This is a genomic window from Serratia sp. CoH_122_TC_1 (genome assembly GCF_058191755.1).
In genome coordinates this window covers 155,890-171,318 of the sequence record NZ_JBXWLA010000013.1, presented here as the reverse complement: position 1 = coordinate 171,318, position 15,429 = coordinate 155,890, and the positions used below count along the sequence as shown (strand labels likewise).

Annotated in this window: 13 protein-coding genes; 8 read left to right on the top strand and 5 right to left on the bottom strand. The window is 55.5% G+C overall.

Features of this window, described 5'->3' with window-relative positions:
• Together AC2FC2_RS17730 and AC2FC2_RS17725 are read left to right on the top strand one after the other, a co-directional pair.
• A partial coding sequence (locus AC2FC2_RS17730) for an autotransporter outer membrane beta-barrel domain-containing protein (RefSeq protein WP_490659636.1) occupies positions 1 to 566 on the top strand: 566 nt, incomplete at its 5' end.
• A gap of 470 nt (positions 567 to 1,036) precedes the next feature.
• Positions 1,037 to 1,888 (top strand): helix-turn-helix domain-containing protein, encoded by an 852-nt coding sequence (locus tag AC2FC2_RS17725; RefSeq protein ID WP_490659635.1) that lies wholly within the window; start codon positions 1,037 to 1,039, stop codon positions 1,886 to 1,888.
• On the opposite strand, the gene AC2FC2_RS17720 is transcribed toward AC2FC2_RS17725, so the two are convergent.
• From AC2FC2_RS17720 to AC2FC2_RS17705, 4 genes are all read right to left on the bottom strand, one after another.
• Positions 1,878 to 3,659, bottom strand: a complete 1,782-nt coding sequence (locus tag AC2FC2_RS17720) for an ATP-binding response regulator (protein ID WP_265556079.1) — start codon at positions 3,657 to 3,659, stop codon at positions 1,878 to 1,880. The genes AC2FC2_RS17725 and AC2FC2_RS17720 overlap by 11 nt on opposite strands.
• Positions 3,656 to 4,150, bottom strand: a complete 495-nt coding sequence (locus AC2FC2_RS17715) for a putative pterin-binding protein (protein ID WP_209639361.1) — start codon at positions 4,148 to 4,150, stop codon at positions 3,656 to 3,658. Before AC2FC2_RS17715 ends, AC2FC2_RS17720 begins: the two co-directional genes overlap by 4 nt.
• Before the next feature lie 159 nt (positions 4,151 to 4,309).
• Complete coding sequence (gene gorA / locus AC2FC2_RS17710) at positions 4,310 to 5,662, bottom strand: glutathione-disulfide reductase (RefSeq protein WP_209639358.1); 1,353 nt, start codon at positions 5,660 to 5,662, stop codon at positions 4,310 to 4,312.
• A gap of 129 nt (positions 5,663 to 5,791) precedes the next feature.
• Positions 5,792 to 6,634, bottom strand: coding sequence for a 23S rRNA (adenine(2030)-N(6))-methyltransferase RlmJ (locus tag AC2FC2_RS17705; RefSeq protein ID WP_265556078.1), 843 nt, complete (start codon positions 6,632 to 6,634; stop codon positions 5,792 to 5,794).
• Positions 6,635 to 6,768: 134 nt separating this feature from the next.
• Between AC2FC2_RS17705 and AC2FC2_RS17700 the strand changes: the two genes are divergently transcribed.
• Positions 6,769 to 7,176: an ASCH domain-containing protein gene (locus AC2FC2_RS17700; protein ID WP_490308695.1), complete on the top strand. Its 408-nt coding sequence runs from the start codon at positions 6,769 to 6,771 to the stop codon at positions 7,174 to 7,176.
• Here the strand turns inward: AC2FC2_RS17700 and AC2FC2_RS17695 are convergent.
• The gene (locus AC2FC2_RS17695) at positions 7,168 to 8,085 is read right to left on the bottom strand and encodes a LysR family transcriptional regulator (RefSeq protein WP_265556099.1); all 918 of its coding nucleotides are present in this window, start codon (positions 8,083 to 8,085) and stop codon (positions 7,168 to 7,170) included. The two genes, AC2FC2_RS17700 and AC2FC2_RS17695, sit on opposite strands and share 9 nt — an antisense overlap.
• Positions 8,086 to 8,190: 105 nt before the next feature.
• Between AC2FC2_RS17695 and AC2FC2_RS17690 the strand changes: the two genes are divergently transcribed.
• The 5 genes from AC2FC2_RS17690 (at position 8,191) to AC2FC2_RS17670 (ending at position 15,377) form a co-directional block, all read left to right on the top strand.
• On the top strand, positions 8,191 to 9,636 hold the full coding sequence (locus AC2FC2_RS17690; protein ID WP_265556076.1) for an amidase: 1,446 nt from the start codon (positions 8,191 to 8,193) through the stop codon (positions 9,634 to 9,636).
• Between the two features lie 85 nt (positions 9,637 to 9,721).
• Positions 9,722 to 10,183, top strand: coding sequence for an HIT family protein (locus tag AC2FC2_RS17685; protein WP_265556075.1), 462 nt, complete (start codon positions 9,722 to 9,724; stop codon positions 10,181 to 10,183).
• Between the two features lie 298 nt (positions 10,184 to 10,481).
• Complete coding sequence (prlC, locus tag AC2FC2_RS17680) at positions 10,482 to 12,524, top strand: oligopeptidase A (protein WP_265556074.1); 2,043 nt, start codon at positions 10,482 to 10,484, stop codon at positions 12,522 to 12,524.
• 8 nt (positions 12,525 to 12,532) lie between these two features.
• Positions 12,533 to 13,285, top strand: a complete 753-nt coding sequence (gene rsmJ, locus AC2FC2_RS17675) for a 16S rRNA (guanine(1516)-N(2))-methyltransferase RsmJ (RefSeq protein WP_209639340.1) — start codon at positions 12,533 to 12,535, stop codon at positions 13,283 to 13,285.
• A gap of 193 nt (positions 13,286 to 13,478) precedes the next feature.
• Positions 13,479 to 15,377, top strand: a complete 1,899-nt coding sequence (locus tag AC2FC2_RS17670) for a bifunctional metallophosphatase/5'-nucleotidase (protein WP_265556073.1) — start codon at positions 13,479 to 13,481, stop codon at positions 15,375 to 15,377.
• Positions 15,378 to 15,429 lie beyond the last annotated feature (52 nt).

Here is a 15,429-nt window from a genome sequence, read left to right as displayed (position 1 = left end):
GCGGGGGTTACACCTGGCACCGCTTCGACACCTCACGCTCGGTCAATTACGGCATGCAGTCAGATCGTGAAACCGCGAAATACAGTGCACGCACGGAGCAGGTGTTTGCCGAAGCGGGTTACAGCGTGAAGGCGGGCTGGGTCAATCTGGAGCCGTTCGCCAACCTGGCGTACATCAACTTCCAGAACAACGGTATCGCGGAAGACGGCGGGGCGGCGGCATTGCACGGCGACAAACAGCACACCGACGCCACGGTATCAACGCTGGGTCTGCGTGCGGATACCGAGTGGCAGGCGAGCAAAACCACGTCGGTGGCGCTGCGCAGCGAACTGGGTTGGCAGCATCAGTACGGGGATCTGGATCGCGGTACCGGGCTGAGATTCAACGGCGGCAGTTCCCCGTTTGTGGTGAACAGCGTGTCGGCATCGCGTGACGGTGCGGTGCTGAAGGCCAGTGCAGAAGTGGCGGTGAACAAGAACGCTACCCTGTCGCTGGGCTATGGCGGTCTGCTGTCGCAAAACTACCAGGACAACAGCGTTAACGCCGGTTTTACCTGGCGCTTCTAATCCTTTTACCTGAGTGGTCATAAGGGGGTCAGCTTGCTGGCCCCCTTTTTTGCATGAATTAACCGCTCATGCTCAGAAGGGCGCAGGTTTATCTCTCGTCGTCTTAGGGTAAAAAAGGCAAGAAAAAACCGGGACCCTTGCGGATCCCGGTTCAAATGCGGGTAAAACAGATTAGCGCTTACGGCCCATATTTCGGAGAGAGTCTGGTGCATACATTCTCTCAGAGTAACAACCGAAACGAGCTTTCCCTGGTGTCATTATGATTATTTGGTGGTGCGATTTTACTGTTGTTATATTTTTATTGTGGTGTTGCTGTGTGTCTCTTCTGGTACCATGTTTGACTATATAATGTGGTATGTCAAGCAATGTTTAGATTGTACATTGTATGATATACCAGTTTTTGAGCGCTTTTTTTGCACGGCAAGTACGAAAACGACTGAAAAAACAGCAAAAAAAAATCGAAGGAAAAAATGGATAATAATCACCAGAAATTCGATTCACAGTCGATTGCAAACCGGGTTAGGGAACTGTTTGTACATTATGGGATTGGTAAGCGTCAGCATGCGAAAGAGCTCAGTCGGATTCTGGATCTCAGTTTTTCACATGCACACCGTAAGCTGAAGGGCCAAAGCCCTTGGACGCTGGAACAAATTAGCCACGTCGCGGCGGCATTAGGGGAAAGCCCGGCAGCGATAGTGGATACGGGTACAGAACATGACATCTCTGCACAAACTATTGCACGGGATGCCATCTTTTATGTTGGCGGTGTGGAATTAGCCTGCGTTGGCTATATCGGTCATGAGTTGGTTGGCGGGCGGACATCGGAATATGTCGCGTTACAACAGGCTGGGCAGTGGTGTCTTTATCGTTCAGATGATGCACCGCAAGGGCAACCGTATTGTGTGGAGCTGATTGAGCTCCGTCCTGCTGCCGTTGAAGACGAGCGGTTAAGCATTGCGGTACTCGACGACTCACACCAGGCCGCTGACGAACTGACAAAATACCTTAACGGGCGTGGTTTCCATGCCGTCGCTTTTTACGATGTCAGCAGTTTCTGTTTGGCGCTGCAACAAAGTCTGTTCGATGGTTATGTGGTCGACTGGTTGATTGGCCAGGAAACGGTGGTGCGATGCATCGAAACCATCCGTGCTTCGGACAACCCGGATGCGCCGGTTCTGGTGCTCACGGGCCAATTGGGGACCGATCAGCGCGAATCCGAAATCGCCAGGGCGATGCGTGACTATGACGTATTGGGGCCGTATGAAAAACCCGTGCGGCTCCATGTCATTGAAGCCGCACTGTTGCGGTGTTTTAATCTTTAACGAGCAGTGAAGCCAGCGTCGTTGACAAGGCATCAAGCCGTACTGGCTTCATTAAATAGCTGTCGAACAGCGCCCGCTGCTCGGCAGACAGCTGCTCCGGGGTATAGGCGCTGATGCCAACAATCGGAATATGACGATTGGGGCCACGCTGGCTACGCAGTTGTTTCGCCAACGCAGCGCCATCAATACCCGGCATTTGCAGGTCTAACAGCAACGCGTCGTAAGGACGTCTAAGCAACTTTTGCAGCGCACGTTCGGGTGAATTGCACAGTTCATGTTGATAGCCCAGTTTGTCCAGCAGCGCGGCAAAGGCGTCGCTCACGGATTTATTGTCATCCACCACTAAAATATGTTGCTGCTTGTCCATCAGGCCACGCTGGTGCGGCAATTTTTCGCCTTGCTCCTCGTCGTCGGTAATGTCGACGGGAATACTGACGATAAAGGTACTGCCTTTTTTGATCTCGCTGTAGACAGTGATCGTGCCATTGAGCAGCGTCACCAGCCCATGCACAATCGCTAATCCCATGCCTACACCGCCATACTGGCGGGTATGAGATTGATCCAATTGAGTGAAGGGCCTGAATATTTGGTCAAGCATCTCCTTTTCAATACCAATACCGGTATCAGTCACTTCAATAATCAACGAATTACCCGTGGGCTGGCGTCGCAGGCAACTGTGCAGCGTGATGGTGCCGCTTTCGGTATATTTGAACGCGTTGGTCAGCAGGTTGACGATAATCTGCCTGATGCGCAGCGGATCGGAATGTATCTGCAGATGACCGCATTCAATTTCGCACAACAGTGTTACCTGTTCTTTCTGGCTGAGCGTCTCGATTTCATGCGCCGTGTCTTCGATCAGCCGTTGAGCGTCAAACGGTGCGAGACGCAGCTCCATCATGCCGCTGTCCAAATGGGCATAATCGGTGAGGTCTTTCATCTGGCTTTCAATTTGCTGTGCGGCAATCTCCAACCGTTGGAAAGTATCCGCATGTTCGGCCGACACCTTGGTATTCACCAGCACGTCAATGGCAGACATAATGCTCTGCAGCGATGTGCGTAACTCGTGGCCAATGGCGCCCAGAAAGGCATTCTTGGTGCGGGTGGCTTTCTCCGCTTCTATTGCTTTGGCTTGTTGCCGGATGGTCAGGCGCTGCTGGCGGAACATAATCAGCGTAATGGCAATAAGCGCAATCACTGAAAACATCACGATCACCAGACCATAAAAAATGATGTGTCGTTTTTCGATATAGTCTTCGTAGGCGGCGGTGCGCTGCTTCACTTCTGCGTGATCGGTCAGGTTGGCCATTTCAATCGAGTAGGGCTTGATTTGCCTCATGGCCTGCGAAATGAGTGAGAAATCAATCTTCGGGCTGTTCAGCAAATTATCAATCTGATCCATTTTCTGGCGCATATGTGCGACAACCTCGGGGTAGCCCGGTTCGGCATACAGAGGTTGGGTCGACTCAGACACCGTTTCCAACACGTAGAAACGGGAATAAAGGATTTCAAATTTGAGACGCAGATCTTCGCTATCGACCTGTGGTGCGTTTTTCTGCTGTTCGACCAGCGTTTCAAATTCGGCAAGCTTGATAGCAAATTTGGCGATCGACCAAGAATAATTTTCCTGCGTGCCGGCAATAGCATACAACCCTTTTTTGGACAGCGTTGCGCTGTAGTAATACAGCGTCACCGCGGAGGCAACCAGGAAAAGGGCAGCAAAAATAGCCGGGATTGCCAGCCTGCTGTTGTTTTTAAACCCTGTGAATTTCATTTAATCACGATCCTGTCCACTTGCCAGATAAAGCGTGAGTTGTAGAGCGGGGAGTTCAACTCAGGCCCAGCGGCATCCCTGGGATAAACCAAAAACAGCGGTCCGAAGTTTCTGATCTTCAGCATTTCGCCGTCCATCTTGTAGGCCAAAATCATATTGTATTTCTCAACGTCAGACAGCGGGACGTCGATGTAATAATCGTTTAACGCATAAAATGTCAGCGTACTGCCCTTGGCGCCAACCCGGGCCAAAATGTCCGCGACGGCAATCCCTTCAAACTTTCTTTGGGGCGTCCAAGAGGTTGACGTGGTGATGCTGTGCACCGGCATTGCCAACAGTTGTTTATCGGTAAAAAGATAGCTTTTCTTTACCGGATCGGTCGTATTTTGGATGTCTCCCGCAACCTCCAAAGTAAAACTGAGTGCGCTGGATTGGACGATCGCCAGCGAAAAAAGTGCCAGCGTGAAGTTTTTAAAAAGAGTGAACAGCATCGGTGTTCTCCAGTGTTGCGGGTGCTTATATGAGCGCCGTCCATGTGGTCAGGCAAAATAATGGCAGAAAATGGACGTTTGTGTTGAGGGGAATGGTAAAGAGCACGAAAAGAAAAGGCCAGGAATTACCCTGGCCTGATGTTATGCCGTTTTTAATGCTTAGCGCATGGTAACAAACTCTTCCGCGGCGGTCGGGTGGATCGCGACGGTGTTGTCGAAGTCTTTCTTGGTTGCACCCATCTTAATGGCCACGGCGAAGCCCTGCAGGATTTCGTCCATACCGAAGCCGATACCGTGCAGGCCGACGATCTTCTCTTCTTTGCCCACGCACACCAGTTTCATGCGGCACGGCTGGCGGTGCTGCGTTACGGCGCTGTACATGGCGGTGAAGGAAGATTTGTACACTTTCACGTTGTCTGCACCGAACTTCTCAATCGCTTCCGGTTCGGTCAGGCCAATGGTGCCGATCGGCGGGTGGCTGAAGACCACGGTAGCGATGTTGCTGTAATCCAGGTGCTCTTCCGGCTTGTTGTTAAACAGGCGCTCGGACAGGCGACGGCCGGCGGCCACGGCGACAGGCGTCAGTTCGACGGCACCGGTGTTATCACCCACGGCGTAAATACCCTTAACGTTGGTATTTTGGTATTTATCGACGTCGATATAGCCTTTTTCGTTGGTTTTCACCCCGGTTACGGCCAGGTTCAGGTTATCGGTCGCAGGTTCGCGGCCAATCGCCCATACCAGGCTGTCGACGGTGAATTCCTTGCCGTTTTCCAACTGCAACGTCAGGCTACCGTCAGCGTTTTTGACGATGGCTTTCGGTACCGATTCGGTGTGCAGGCTTGGCCCTTCGGTGTTCATCACTTCCACCAGGGTGTCGACAATCATCGGATCGAAGGTGCGCAGCGGTGCGTGTTTACGCACGAACAGGTGCGTTTCGGCCCCCAGCGCGTTCAATACACCGGCGATTTCCACCGCGATATAGCCCGCGCCGACAATGGCAACGCGTTTTGGCATGGCGTCCAGGTCGAAGAAGCCATCAGAATCGATACCGTATTCTGCACCCGGAATATTAGGGTGGCTCGGGCGGCCGCCGGTGGCGATCAGGATATGGTCGGCGGTGATTTTCTCACCGTTGACTTCCACCGTGTGCGCGTCGATAAAGCGTGCAAAGCCTTTGATCACGTCGACTTTGTTTTTGCCGAGCACGTTGTCGTAAGACGTATGGATACGGTCGATATACGCAGTGCGGTTAGCGACCAGCTTTTTCCAGTCAAACGCGTTGACGGTGGTATCGAAGCCGTAATCTGGGCCGTACATATGGATGGCCTCGGCGATCTGCGCCGCGTGCCACATGACTTTTTTCGGTACACAACCCACGTTGACGCAGGTGCCGCCCAGTTCTTTGGCTTCAATCAATGCGCATTTCTGGCCATACATGGCTGCCCGGTTGATCGATGCGATGCCGCCGCTGCCGCCGCCAATTGCTAGATAATCGTAATGTTTGGTCATCTGGGATTTCCATGAATTGTGTGAATCGAAGAGCGTAAGAGTTTAACGCCTGATCCAGGTTTGTCGCAAAGGTTGCGTCGATGGTTGTGATAGGTCGGATAAAGGCGCGGCTGGCCGCGCCCCGGACGCTTATTCCGGTACCACCCAGTTCACCAAATGGTGGCCATGCCCTGACGGCACCAATATTTTGTGCAACCATGGCAGCACGTTTTTCATCTGTTGTTCCAGCTTCCACGGCGGGTTAATCACGATCATGCCAGAAGCCGTCATACCGCGTTGGTCACTGTCGGGTTTAACCGCCAGTTCGATCTGCAGAATATTGCGGATACCGGTAGCTTCCAGCTCTTTTAGCATGCGCTTGATCTGCTGGCGCATAACCACCGGATACCACAGCGCGTAGGTGCCGGTGGCAAAGCGCTTGTAGCCTTCCTGCAGGCCTTTGATCACGTCCTGGTAATCGGTTTTCATCTCGTACGGCGGGTCCATCAGGATCAGCCCACGGCGTGACAGGGGGGGCAACTGCGACTTCAACTGTTGGTAGCCATCGGCGCGTTGCACCTTGGCGCGTTCGTCCTTTTGGAACTCACCGCGCAGGAGCGGGAAGTCGCTCGGGTGCAGTTCTGTCAGGTGGATTTTATCCTGCGGGCGCAGCAATTCGCGGGCAATCAGCGGCGAGCCAGGGTAGTAGCGCAGCTTTTCGGTACGGTTAAAGTGGTGCACGACACGCATGTAGGCCGCCAGTTCTTCCGGCAGATCGTCTCGTTGCCACAGCAGACCGATGCCTTCCAGGTATTCCCCAGTGCGTTCGGCATGCTCACCGCTGAGCTGATAGCGCCCTGCGCCGGAATGGGTATCCAGATACAGGAAGGGCTTCTCTTTTTCTTTCAGCGACTCAATGATCAGGCTCTGAACGGTGTGCTTGAGCACGTCGGCGTGGTTGCCGGCGTGGAAACTGTGGCGGTAACTTAACATGGCTTGTGGTAATTCCTTGTGCTCCTGACGGAGCCGGCTGAACAGAATAAGGCTTATATTCTGCACAGTATAAACTGTCTGGGCGGGAAAAACTGAAATGCGTTACCGCAGACCCTCTATCAAGGAGCAGGGCAATGACTGAATCGGCAATTTTAGCTAATTATCCCGGCGCATCGCGCTGGTCATTCGGCGACAGCCCGGCACTGGCGGACGCGCTGTTGCAATTGGTGCTCGACGGCCAAAAAACCGCAACCTGTTGTTCATATGCTGCTTATCAACAAGAGCAGGCGCCGTTGGTCGGGGATTATAACGTCGTTCTTGATGGCCGCGGCAAACCGGCCTGCGTTATCAGGATCCTGTCCCTGAGGCGGGTTCGCTATGCCGATGTCACGGCCGAAATGGCGGCGCTGGAAGGCGAGGGAGATCAGAGCCTGGCATTTTGGCGGCAGGAGCATCAGGCGTTTTTTACCCGGGAAGGCACCTTTTCGCCGCAGATGTGGTTGATGTTTCAACAGTTCGAGTTGGTTGACGTCCTAGAGTGATGCCGCAGGTGGCTCCAGGGCGGCAACCACCTGCTCGCGCAACCAGCTGTGGGCTGGGTCGAGGTGAGAACGTTCATGCCAGACCATCACCATGTCATAGCCTGGCAGTGCCAGCGGTGCTGGGCAGGTGCGCAGATCGCCCAGCAGTTCACCCAGCATGCGTGAAGGCAGCATGGCCACCATATCGGATCTTGCCAGCAGCGTGGGGATAAACAGGAAGTGCGGCAGCGACATCACGACGCGCCGTGCTAATCCCTGTGCCTCCAACAGCGTGTCGATCAGGGTACGAAAACCGCCTCCGTCCTGTGAAACCATGACAAATTCAAGCTGGCAGAACTGCTCCAGCGAGGGCGGGGTTTGTAATAACGGGTGGTCATGACGGCCTACCAGCAGGTAGTTCTCGTGAAACAACGGGCGATGACGCAGCTCGGCAGGGGCTTCTTCACGGGCCAGAAAGCCCAGATCGATCACGCCGTCGGCCAGGTCGCGACTCATGGTTTTGGGTGAGGCTTCACGGATCGCCAGACGAGATTTCGGCGCTGCCAGCCGCAGTGTGGGCAGCATCGGCAGCAGAATGGCGTATTCGGCCGCGTCGGCGGCGGCCAGTTGCCAGGTCATTTCGGCCTGCAGCGGATCAAACGGCTGTTCTGCGGCCACTAAACGGCCGAGATCGGCCAGCGTTTGGCGCAGCGGCGTTAGCAGACCGAGTGCGCGTGCCGTGGGCAACATGCCGCGTGAGCCAGGTAGCAGCAGCGGATCATGGTAAATCTCGCGCAGTTTGGCGAGCTGAATGCTGACCGAAGGCTGGCTAAGATTAAGGCGTGCCGCCGCCCGCGTCACGTTACGTTCAGTGAGCAGCGCTTCCAGCGTGACCAACAAATTGAGATCGACTCGCTTTAAATTGTTGATAACTATCCCTCGTATTAAATCTATCAATTTCAACTATAGCGCTAATCCCCCTACCGTGAAATGGACGTCGGAAAAGCCGACGAAACCGCAACGGATAAGGGCGAGATGATGAAATTGAGCGAGTATGTTAACTACGATGCGCTGGGGTTGGCCGAACTGGTACAGCACGGCGAAGTCAGTGCGCAAGAGTTGCAACAGACGGCGCAGGCCGCCGTCGCGGCGGTAAACCCAAGAATTAATGCGGTGGTGGAATATTGGGGGCAGCCGCAACCTGAGGGTGAAGGCCCACTGTCAGGCGTGCCTTTCCTGATTAAGGACATCGCCATCAGCATGGCCGGTAAGCGTCTCGAGTTGGGGAGTCGATTGGCGCAGGGCAATATCGCAGCGGCAGACAGCCATCTGATGAGCAATGTTCGTCGAGCCGGGCTGGTGACTTTCGGTCGTACCACTACGCCAGAGATGGCATTCAGCACCACCACCGAAGCGGTGCTTTACGGCGCGACGCGTAATCCCTGGAACCCGGATTTTAGCGCGGGTGGCTCCAGTGGGGGCGCCGGCGCGGCGGTTGCCGCCGGGATCGTGCCAATCGCTCATGCCACCGACGCCGCGGGATCGATCCGGGTTCCCGCCTCGTCAAATGGGCTATTTGGCCTCAAACCGACACGTGGGCGGGTATCCCATGGCCCGGCGATGGACGAAGTGTTCAACGGTTTTGGTGTTCAACTGGGGCTCAGCCGCACAGTGCGCGACAGCGCAGCGCTACTGGATGCCCTGCAGCATCCGCATCCCGGCGACCCCTATTACACGGCACCGCCAGGGCACACTTGGCTGTCACAGGTTACGTCCGAACCCGGCCGACTGCGTATTGGTATGATGACTCAGGCGTGGAACGGCGGGAAAACCGATCCGCAAATCGCCCAGGCCACGGCCAATACCGCCGTGCTGCTGAGTGAGTTGGGCCATCAGGTGAGCGAAGTCGACATGGCGATTGGCGTCAGTTGGCAGGCGTTGGTGTTCGCCAATGCGCAAATCTGGTGTGCCAATCTGGTGGGTTGGGTCGATGGCCTGAGCCAGGCGACAGGGCGGCCTGTATCAACCGACACGCTGGAGCCGGAAACGCTGGCCTGTTACCGCTACGGGCTGGCCGCTAGGGCGGTGGATATGGTGGCGGCGCTTGAGGTGCGTAACCGGGTGACCCGTGCCGTCGCGGCGTATTTTCAGCAGTACGACCTGCTGCTGACGCCGACCCTGCCTGACTTGCCTTGGCGGATCGGCCGTTACGGCACAGGGACGGCGGACATGAGCGGCCTGGAGTGGACGGCGCACTTATTCGATCACTCGCCTTTTACGCCGGTATTTAATGTGGCTGGCGTGCCTGCGATGTCAGTCCCTCTGGCGCACGATAAACAACATAACCTGCCGATAGGCATGCAATTTGTGGCCGGTTTTGGCCGTGAGGATCAGCTCTTGCAACTGGCAGGGCAACTGGAGCGGGCAGCGCCCTGGCATCATCGGTCTCCGGCCATTTGGGCAGGAAATGCAGGGGAATAGCAGTCAAAAGGCAAAATATCGGCTATGTTGCTGAAGGGCCTTTTACGGCGGGCCGTTGGCTCGCCGCTGCATTCAGGAGGGGACGATGAACTGCATATTTTGCGAAATGGTGGCGGGCAGGGTGCCGTGCCATAAAATCTGGGAGGACGATAACCATATGGCGTTCCTTTCCATCTACCCGAATACCGAGGGTTTCAGCGTGGTGATCCCCAAGGCGCATTATGAGAGCTACGCCTTTGCACTGCCGGATGAGGCGCTCAGCGAATTGATGCTGGCCACCAAGCGGGTCGCGCAATTGCTCGACCGGGCGTTTGACGACGTGGGGCGCTGCGGCATGGTATTTGAAGGCTTTGGCGTCGACCATGTGCATGCCAAGCTGATCCCGATGCACGGCACCGCTGTGCTGGCGGAGTGGCAACCGATTGAATCGAAATCAGTGAAGTTCTTCGAACGCTATGAAGGCTACCTGTCTTCCCACGACGCAGCGCGTGCCGATGACGAGCATCTGGCCGCGTTGGCAGCGCAGATCCGTGGTTATCAGGACTGAATCGATGGATAGGTTTATAGGGCGGCTGTGTGCGGCCCTGTTTTGTCTGGCTGCGTTTCAGGTTCAGGCAACGGAGAGTTGCACGACCAATAAGCAGGGCAATCCTCCGTATAACCGTTCGTTTTAGCCGCGATGAAAAAGCCAAAGTGAGGCTAAGTGGTGTACCGTTCCGTTAGACGGCACTATCTATCAACGCCCGGCCATTGATTTTCCTGCTACTTGGCTCCATGTTAGATATTCATACGCATTTTAAGGCCTGCCCGTTGCGGCGGGCCCCAACGCTAATCAGGACTGCCCTATGACAAATCCGTTGCTGACCCCGTTTTCCCTGCCGCCGTTTTCCGCCATTCGCCCTGAAGATATCGTGCCTGCGGTGCAATCCGCGTTGGCCGATTGCCGCGCTGCGGTAGAGCGCGTTGTCGCGCAGCCGGGGCCATTCACCTGGGATAACCTGTGTCAGCCGCTGGCGGAGTCTGACGATCGCCTGTCGCGCATCTGGTCGCCGATTGGGCATCTGAATTCGGTAAAAAACAGCCCGGAGTTGCGCGCGGCCTATGAGCAGGCGTTGCCGTTGCTGTCTGAGTACGGCACCTGGGTTGGGCAGCACGAAGGCTTGTACCAGGCTTATCGCAGCCTGAAAGAAGGGGCGGCATTCAATGACCTGAGTGCACCACAGCGTAAGTCGGTAGAAAATGCGCTGCGTGATTTTGAATTGTCAGGCATCGGCCTGTCACCGGAAAAACAGCGTCGCTACGGCGAGATCGTCGCGCGTCTGTCCGAGCTGGGTTCCACATACAGCAACAATGTTCTCGACGCGACGATGGGCTGGAGCAAGCTTATCACTGATAAAGCTGAGCTGAGCGGCCTGCCGGAAAGCGCATTGGCTCAGGCTCAGGCAATGGCGCAGGCCAAAGAGCAGGACGGCTGGTTGTTGACGCTGGATATGCCGAGCTATTTGCCCGTGCTCACCTACGGGGACAACCGTGCACTGCGTGAAGAGATGTATCGCGCGTTTGCTACCCGTGCTTCCGATCAGGGGCCGAATGCCGGCAAGTGGGACAACAGCGACGTGATGGCGGAAACGCTGGCGCTGCGCCACGAACTGGCCCAGTTGTTGGGCTTTGACAGCTACGCCGACAAGTCGTTGGCGACCAAAATGGCCGAAAACCCGGAGCAGGTGCTCGGTTTCCTGAACGATCTGGCCAAACGTGCCCGTCCTCAGGCTGAGCAAGAGCTGGCTCAACTGCGTGCCTTTGCCAAACAACATTACGGTGTGGATGAGCTGGAAGCCTGGGACATCACCTATTACGGCGAAAAGCAGAAGCAACATCTGTTCTCGATCAGCGACGAGCAACTGCGCCCCTACTTCCCGGAACAGCGCGTGGTGGAAGGGCTGTTCGAAGTGGTTAAACGTATTTACGGCATCACTGCCAAAGAGCGCAAGGATGTGGATACCTGGCATCCAGAGGTCCGCTTCTTTGACCTGTTCGACGCGAGCGGCGAGCTGCGCGGTAGCTTCTATCTTGACCTGTACGCACGCGAGAACAAGCGCGGTGGGGCATGGATGGACGACTGTGTCGGCAGCCTGCGCAAGGCCAACGGCGAGTTGCAAAAACCGGTTGCTTACCTGACCTGTAACTTCAACCGGCCGCTGGGCGACAAGCCAGCGCTGTTCACGCATAACGAAGTGACTACGTTGTTCCATGAGTTTGGTCACGGTCTGCACCATATGCTGACTCAGATCGACACCGCGGGCGTTTCCGGCATCAGCGGTGTGCCATGGGATGCCGTCGAACTGCCGAGCCAGTTTATGGAAAACTGGTGCTGGGAGCCGGAAGCGCTGGCGTTTATCTCCGGTCATTACCAGAGTGGCGAGCCGTTGCCGAAAGAGATGCTCGACAAGCTGCTGGCCGCCAAAAACTACCAGGCGGCGCTGTTCATTCTGCGTCAGTTGGAATTCGGTCTGTTCGATTTCCGCATGCACGCCGAATACAACCCTTCACGGGGCGCACAGATCTTGCCAACACTGGCGGAAGTGAAAAAAAGGGTAGCAGTCGTGCCTTCACCAAGCTGGGGCCGTTTCCCGCATGCTTTCAGCCATATCTTTGCCGGTGGTTACGCAGCGGGTTACTACAGCTACCTGTGGGCGGAGGTGCTGTCGGCCGATGCGTATTCGCGCTTTGAAGAAGAGGGGATTTTCAACGCCGAAACCGGCAAGTCCTTCCTCGACAACATCCTGTCGCGCGGCGGTTCTGAAGAACCGATGGAACTGTTCAAACGCTTCCGTGGCCGTGAGCCGCAGCTGGATGCTATGCTGCGCCATTACGGCATTAAAGGATAACCCCACCGGTGAGCGTGTGTTTATTGTGTGAAGAAGGCGCCGATCCCGGCGCCTTGTCTATTCTGGCGGAACGCTGGCAGTTAACCTCGGACGACGACGCGCTGATGGCGCTGGTATTGACGCCTGAACGGTTGGAGCTGCGTAAGCGTGACGAACCCAAACTCGGGGCGATCTACGTCGATTTCATTTCCGGCGCTATGGCGCATCGGCGCAAATTTGGCGGCGGACGGGGTGAGGCTGTGGCGAAGGCCGTCGGCATCAAGGGCAGCTATCTGCCGGACGTGGTGGACGCCACTGCCGGTCTGGGGCGCGATGCTTTTGTGCTGGCGTCGCTGGGCTGCAAGGTGCGGATGCTGGAACGTAACCCTGTGGTGGCGGCATTGCTGGACGATGGCCTACAGCGCGGCTATCAGGATGCGGAAATCGGCCCGTGGTTGCGTGAGCGTATGACGTTGTTGCACGCTTCCAGCCTGACGGCGCTGGGTGATATTGAGCCACGGCCGGAGGTCGTGTATCTGGACCCGATGTACCCGCACAAGCAGAAGAGTGCGCTGGTGAAGAAAGAAATGCGGGTATTCCAGTCGCTGGTGGGCAGCGACGATGACGCCGATGGCCTGCTGGAACCGGCACGCCGTTTGGCGACCAAGCGCGTAGTGGTAAAGCGCCCGGATTACGCCCCGCCGTTGGCTAACGTGCCGGCGCATGCGGCTTCGACCACCAAGAGTCACCGTTTCGATATTTATATGCCCTATCCACGGTAATTTGGACGCAGCATGCTGCGTCCCTGCAAGCCGCCTTGATACAACGCCAATTATTTAGGGCATAGAGGGCGAAATAGGGAGGTATTCATTGATCCACCTCCCAATTTTATTTTTTACCTTGCAAAGATACTAGCAAGCTTGTGTTCCAGATCGCATGATTCCTTTTCATTTCCCTTCCTATAATTAGATAAATATGAAGAAGACACTCCTTGCCGCTTTGCTATGCCTGGGTACCTCTGCGATGGCCTCTGAACCTGTCAATATCACCATTCTTGGCACGTCTGATCTGCACGGCACCTTTGTGCCCTGGGATTACTCAACCGATACCGAAAACCTGGCCGGCAGCCTGAGCCAAATTGCGACTCAGGTGCATCAGGTGCGCGCTCAGCAGCCGAATGTGATCCTGGTCGATGCCGGCGATACCCTTCAGGGTAACTTTGTCGAAACCTTTAAGAACGATAAAACCAGCCCGATGATCCTCGGCTTTAACGCGCTCAACTACGACGTTTGGGTGATGGGTAACCATGAATTCGACTTTGGCCTCAAACCCCTTTCCACCTCACTGAACCAGTTCAAGGGCACGGCATTGGCCGGTAACATTCTGTGGGACAGCGGTAAACCCTACCTGCCGGCGTATAAAATCATTGAACGCCAAGGCGTGAAAATCGGGATTATCGGCATGGATACGCCGATGACCGCAGAATTTGCCAAGGGCACCGACCGGGTGAAAGGGCTCAACTTTACCGACCCAGTGCAGGCGGTAAAGCAGGTGATTCAGCAGATTCAGGGTGAAGTAGATGCCATTGTGCTGGTCGCGCACATGGGGATCGACAACGAAAACCAACGCCCAGGCACCGGTGTGGGCGACATTGCTCGCGCTAACCCGGAACTGGCGGCGATTGTTGCCGGGCATATGCACGTGAAAGTCGATAAAGACGTGATCAACGGCGTGATCGTTACCGAGCCGGACAAATATGGCCGCGCACTGTCGCGTATTGATTTACAGTTTGAGCAGCACAACGGCAAGTACGTGCTGATCAACAAAGACAGTTATACCTACCCGATCAAAGGCATCACGTCGGATAAAAAGCTGGAAGAGATTTACCGGCCGTACCACAAGATTCTGCGAGCGAACGCCAACCGACCTATTGCTCAACTGACCGGCCAGGATCTGGTACCACCGGATGCGATAAAGGGGATTCCGCAGGTTCATGTGCAGGACACCGGCATCAGCAAACTGTATCAGGAAGCCAGCCGTTACTATGCGCCTAAGGCGCAGGTGATTGCGTTGCAGATTGATAACGACCGACCAAAATTGAACGTCGGTACGATCACGGCCAAAGACATCGCTTTTAACTACCAGTATGCCGGCGGTGAGATCACCGTCTATCAACTCAGCGGTAAAGAATTGAAGAAGTACATGGAATGGTCGGCAGGTTACTTTAACCAACTGCATGATGGCGATGTGACTTACAGCTTCAACCCGCAGCGTCGTGCGTCAAAATACTCCACCAATGATTTCTTCGATGGCGTGACCTACAAAATCGACCTGCGCCAACCGGCCGGGCAGCGTATCCGCGATCTGCGCATGGCCGACGGCACGCCAGTGACCGACAGCACGCCGATCCGTCTGGGCATGAACAGTTACCGCATGGGGCACCTGACGCAAAAAGGCGGTGCGTTGGAAGGCATGCAGTTCCCGGTCCTGTCGGACAGCAAGGTGGAATACGGCGAAGAGGCAGGCACCATCCGCAATCTGACTATCCGTTATTTGACCGAGGTGAAAAAAGGTCAGTATCAGGGACAGGCGGTGCAGCGCTGGCAGTTGGTTGGGCTGGAAGGTTATGACCGTGAGCGTAAAATCGTCGAAAAGTTGCTGAACGACGGCAAAATCAGCGTACCAACCAGCGAAGATGGGCGTTACGGTAATGTCGCGTCATTCAACGTGAAACAGCTACTGATCGGTGAGCCACAAGCACGCCAACAGCAACAGGCAGCGTTGAAGGCACAGTTAGCCACCGCCAGCGATCCGGTGGAGAAAAAACGTCTGAGCGATCGGTTAGTGATTATTGAAGCGATTAATAAGGCCTGATAGTTGCAGGCTCAGCATGCGTAAGGGCTCAGCATGCTGAGCCCACATCATA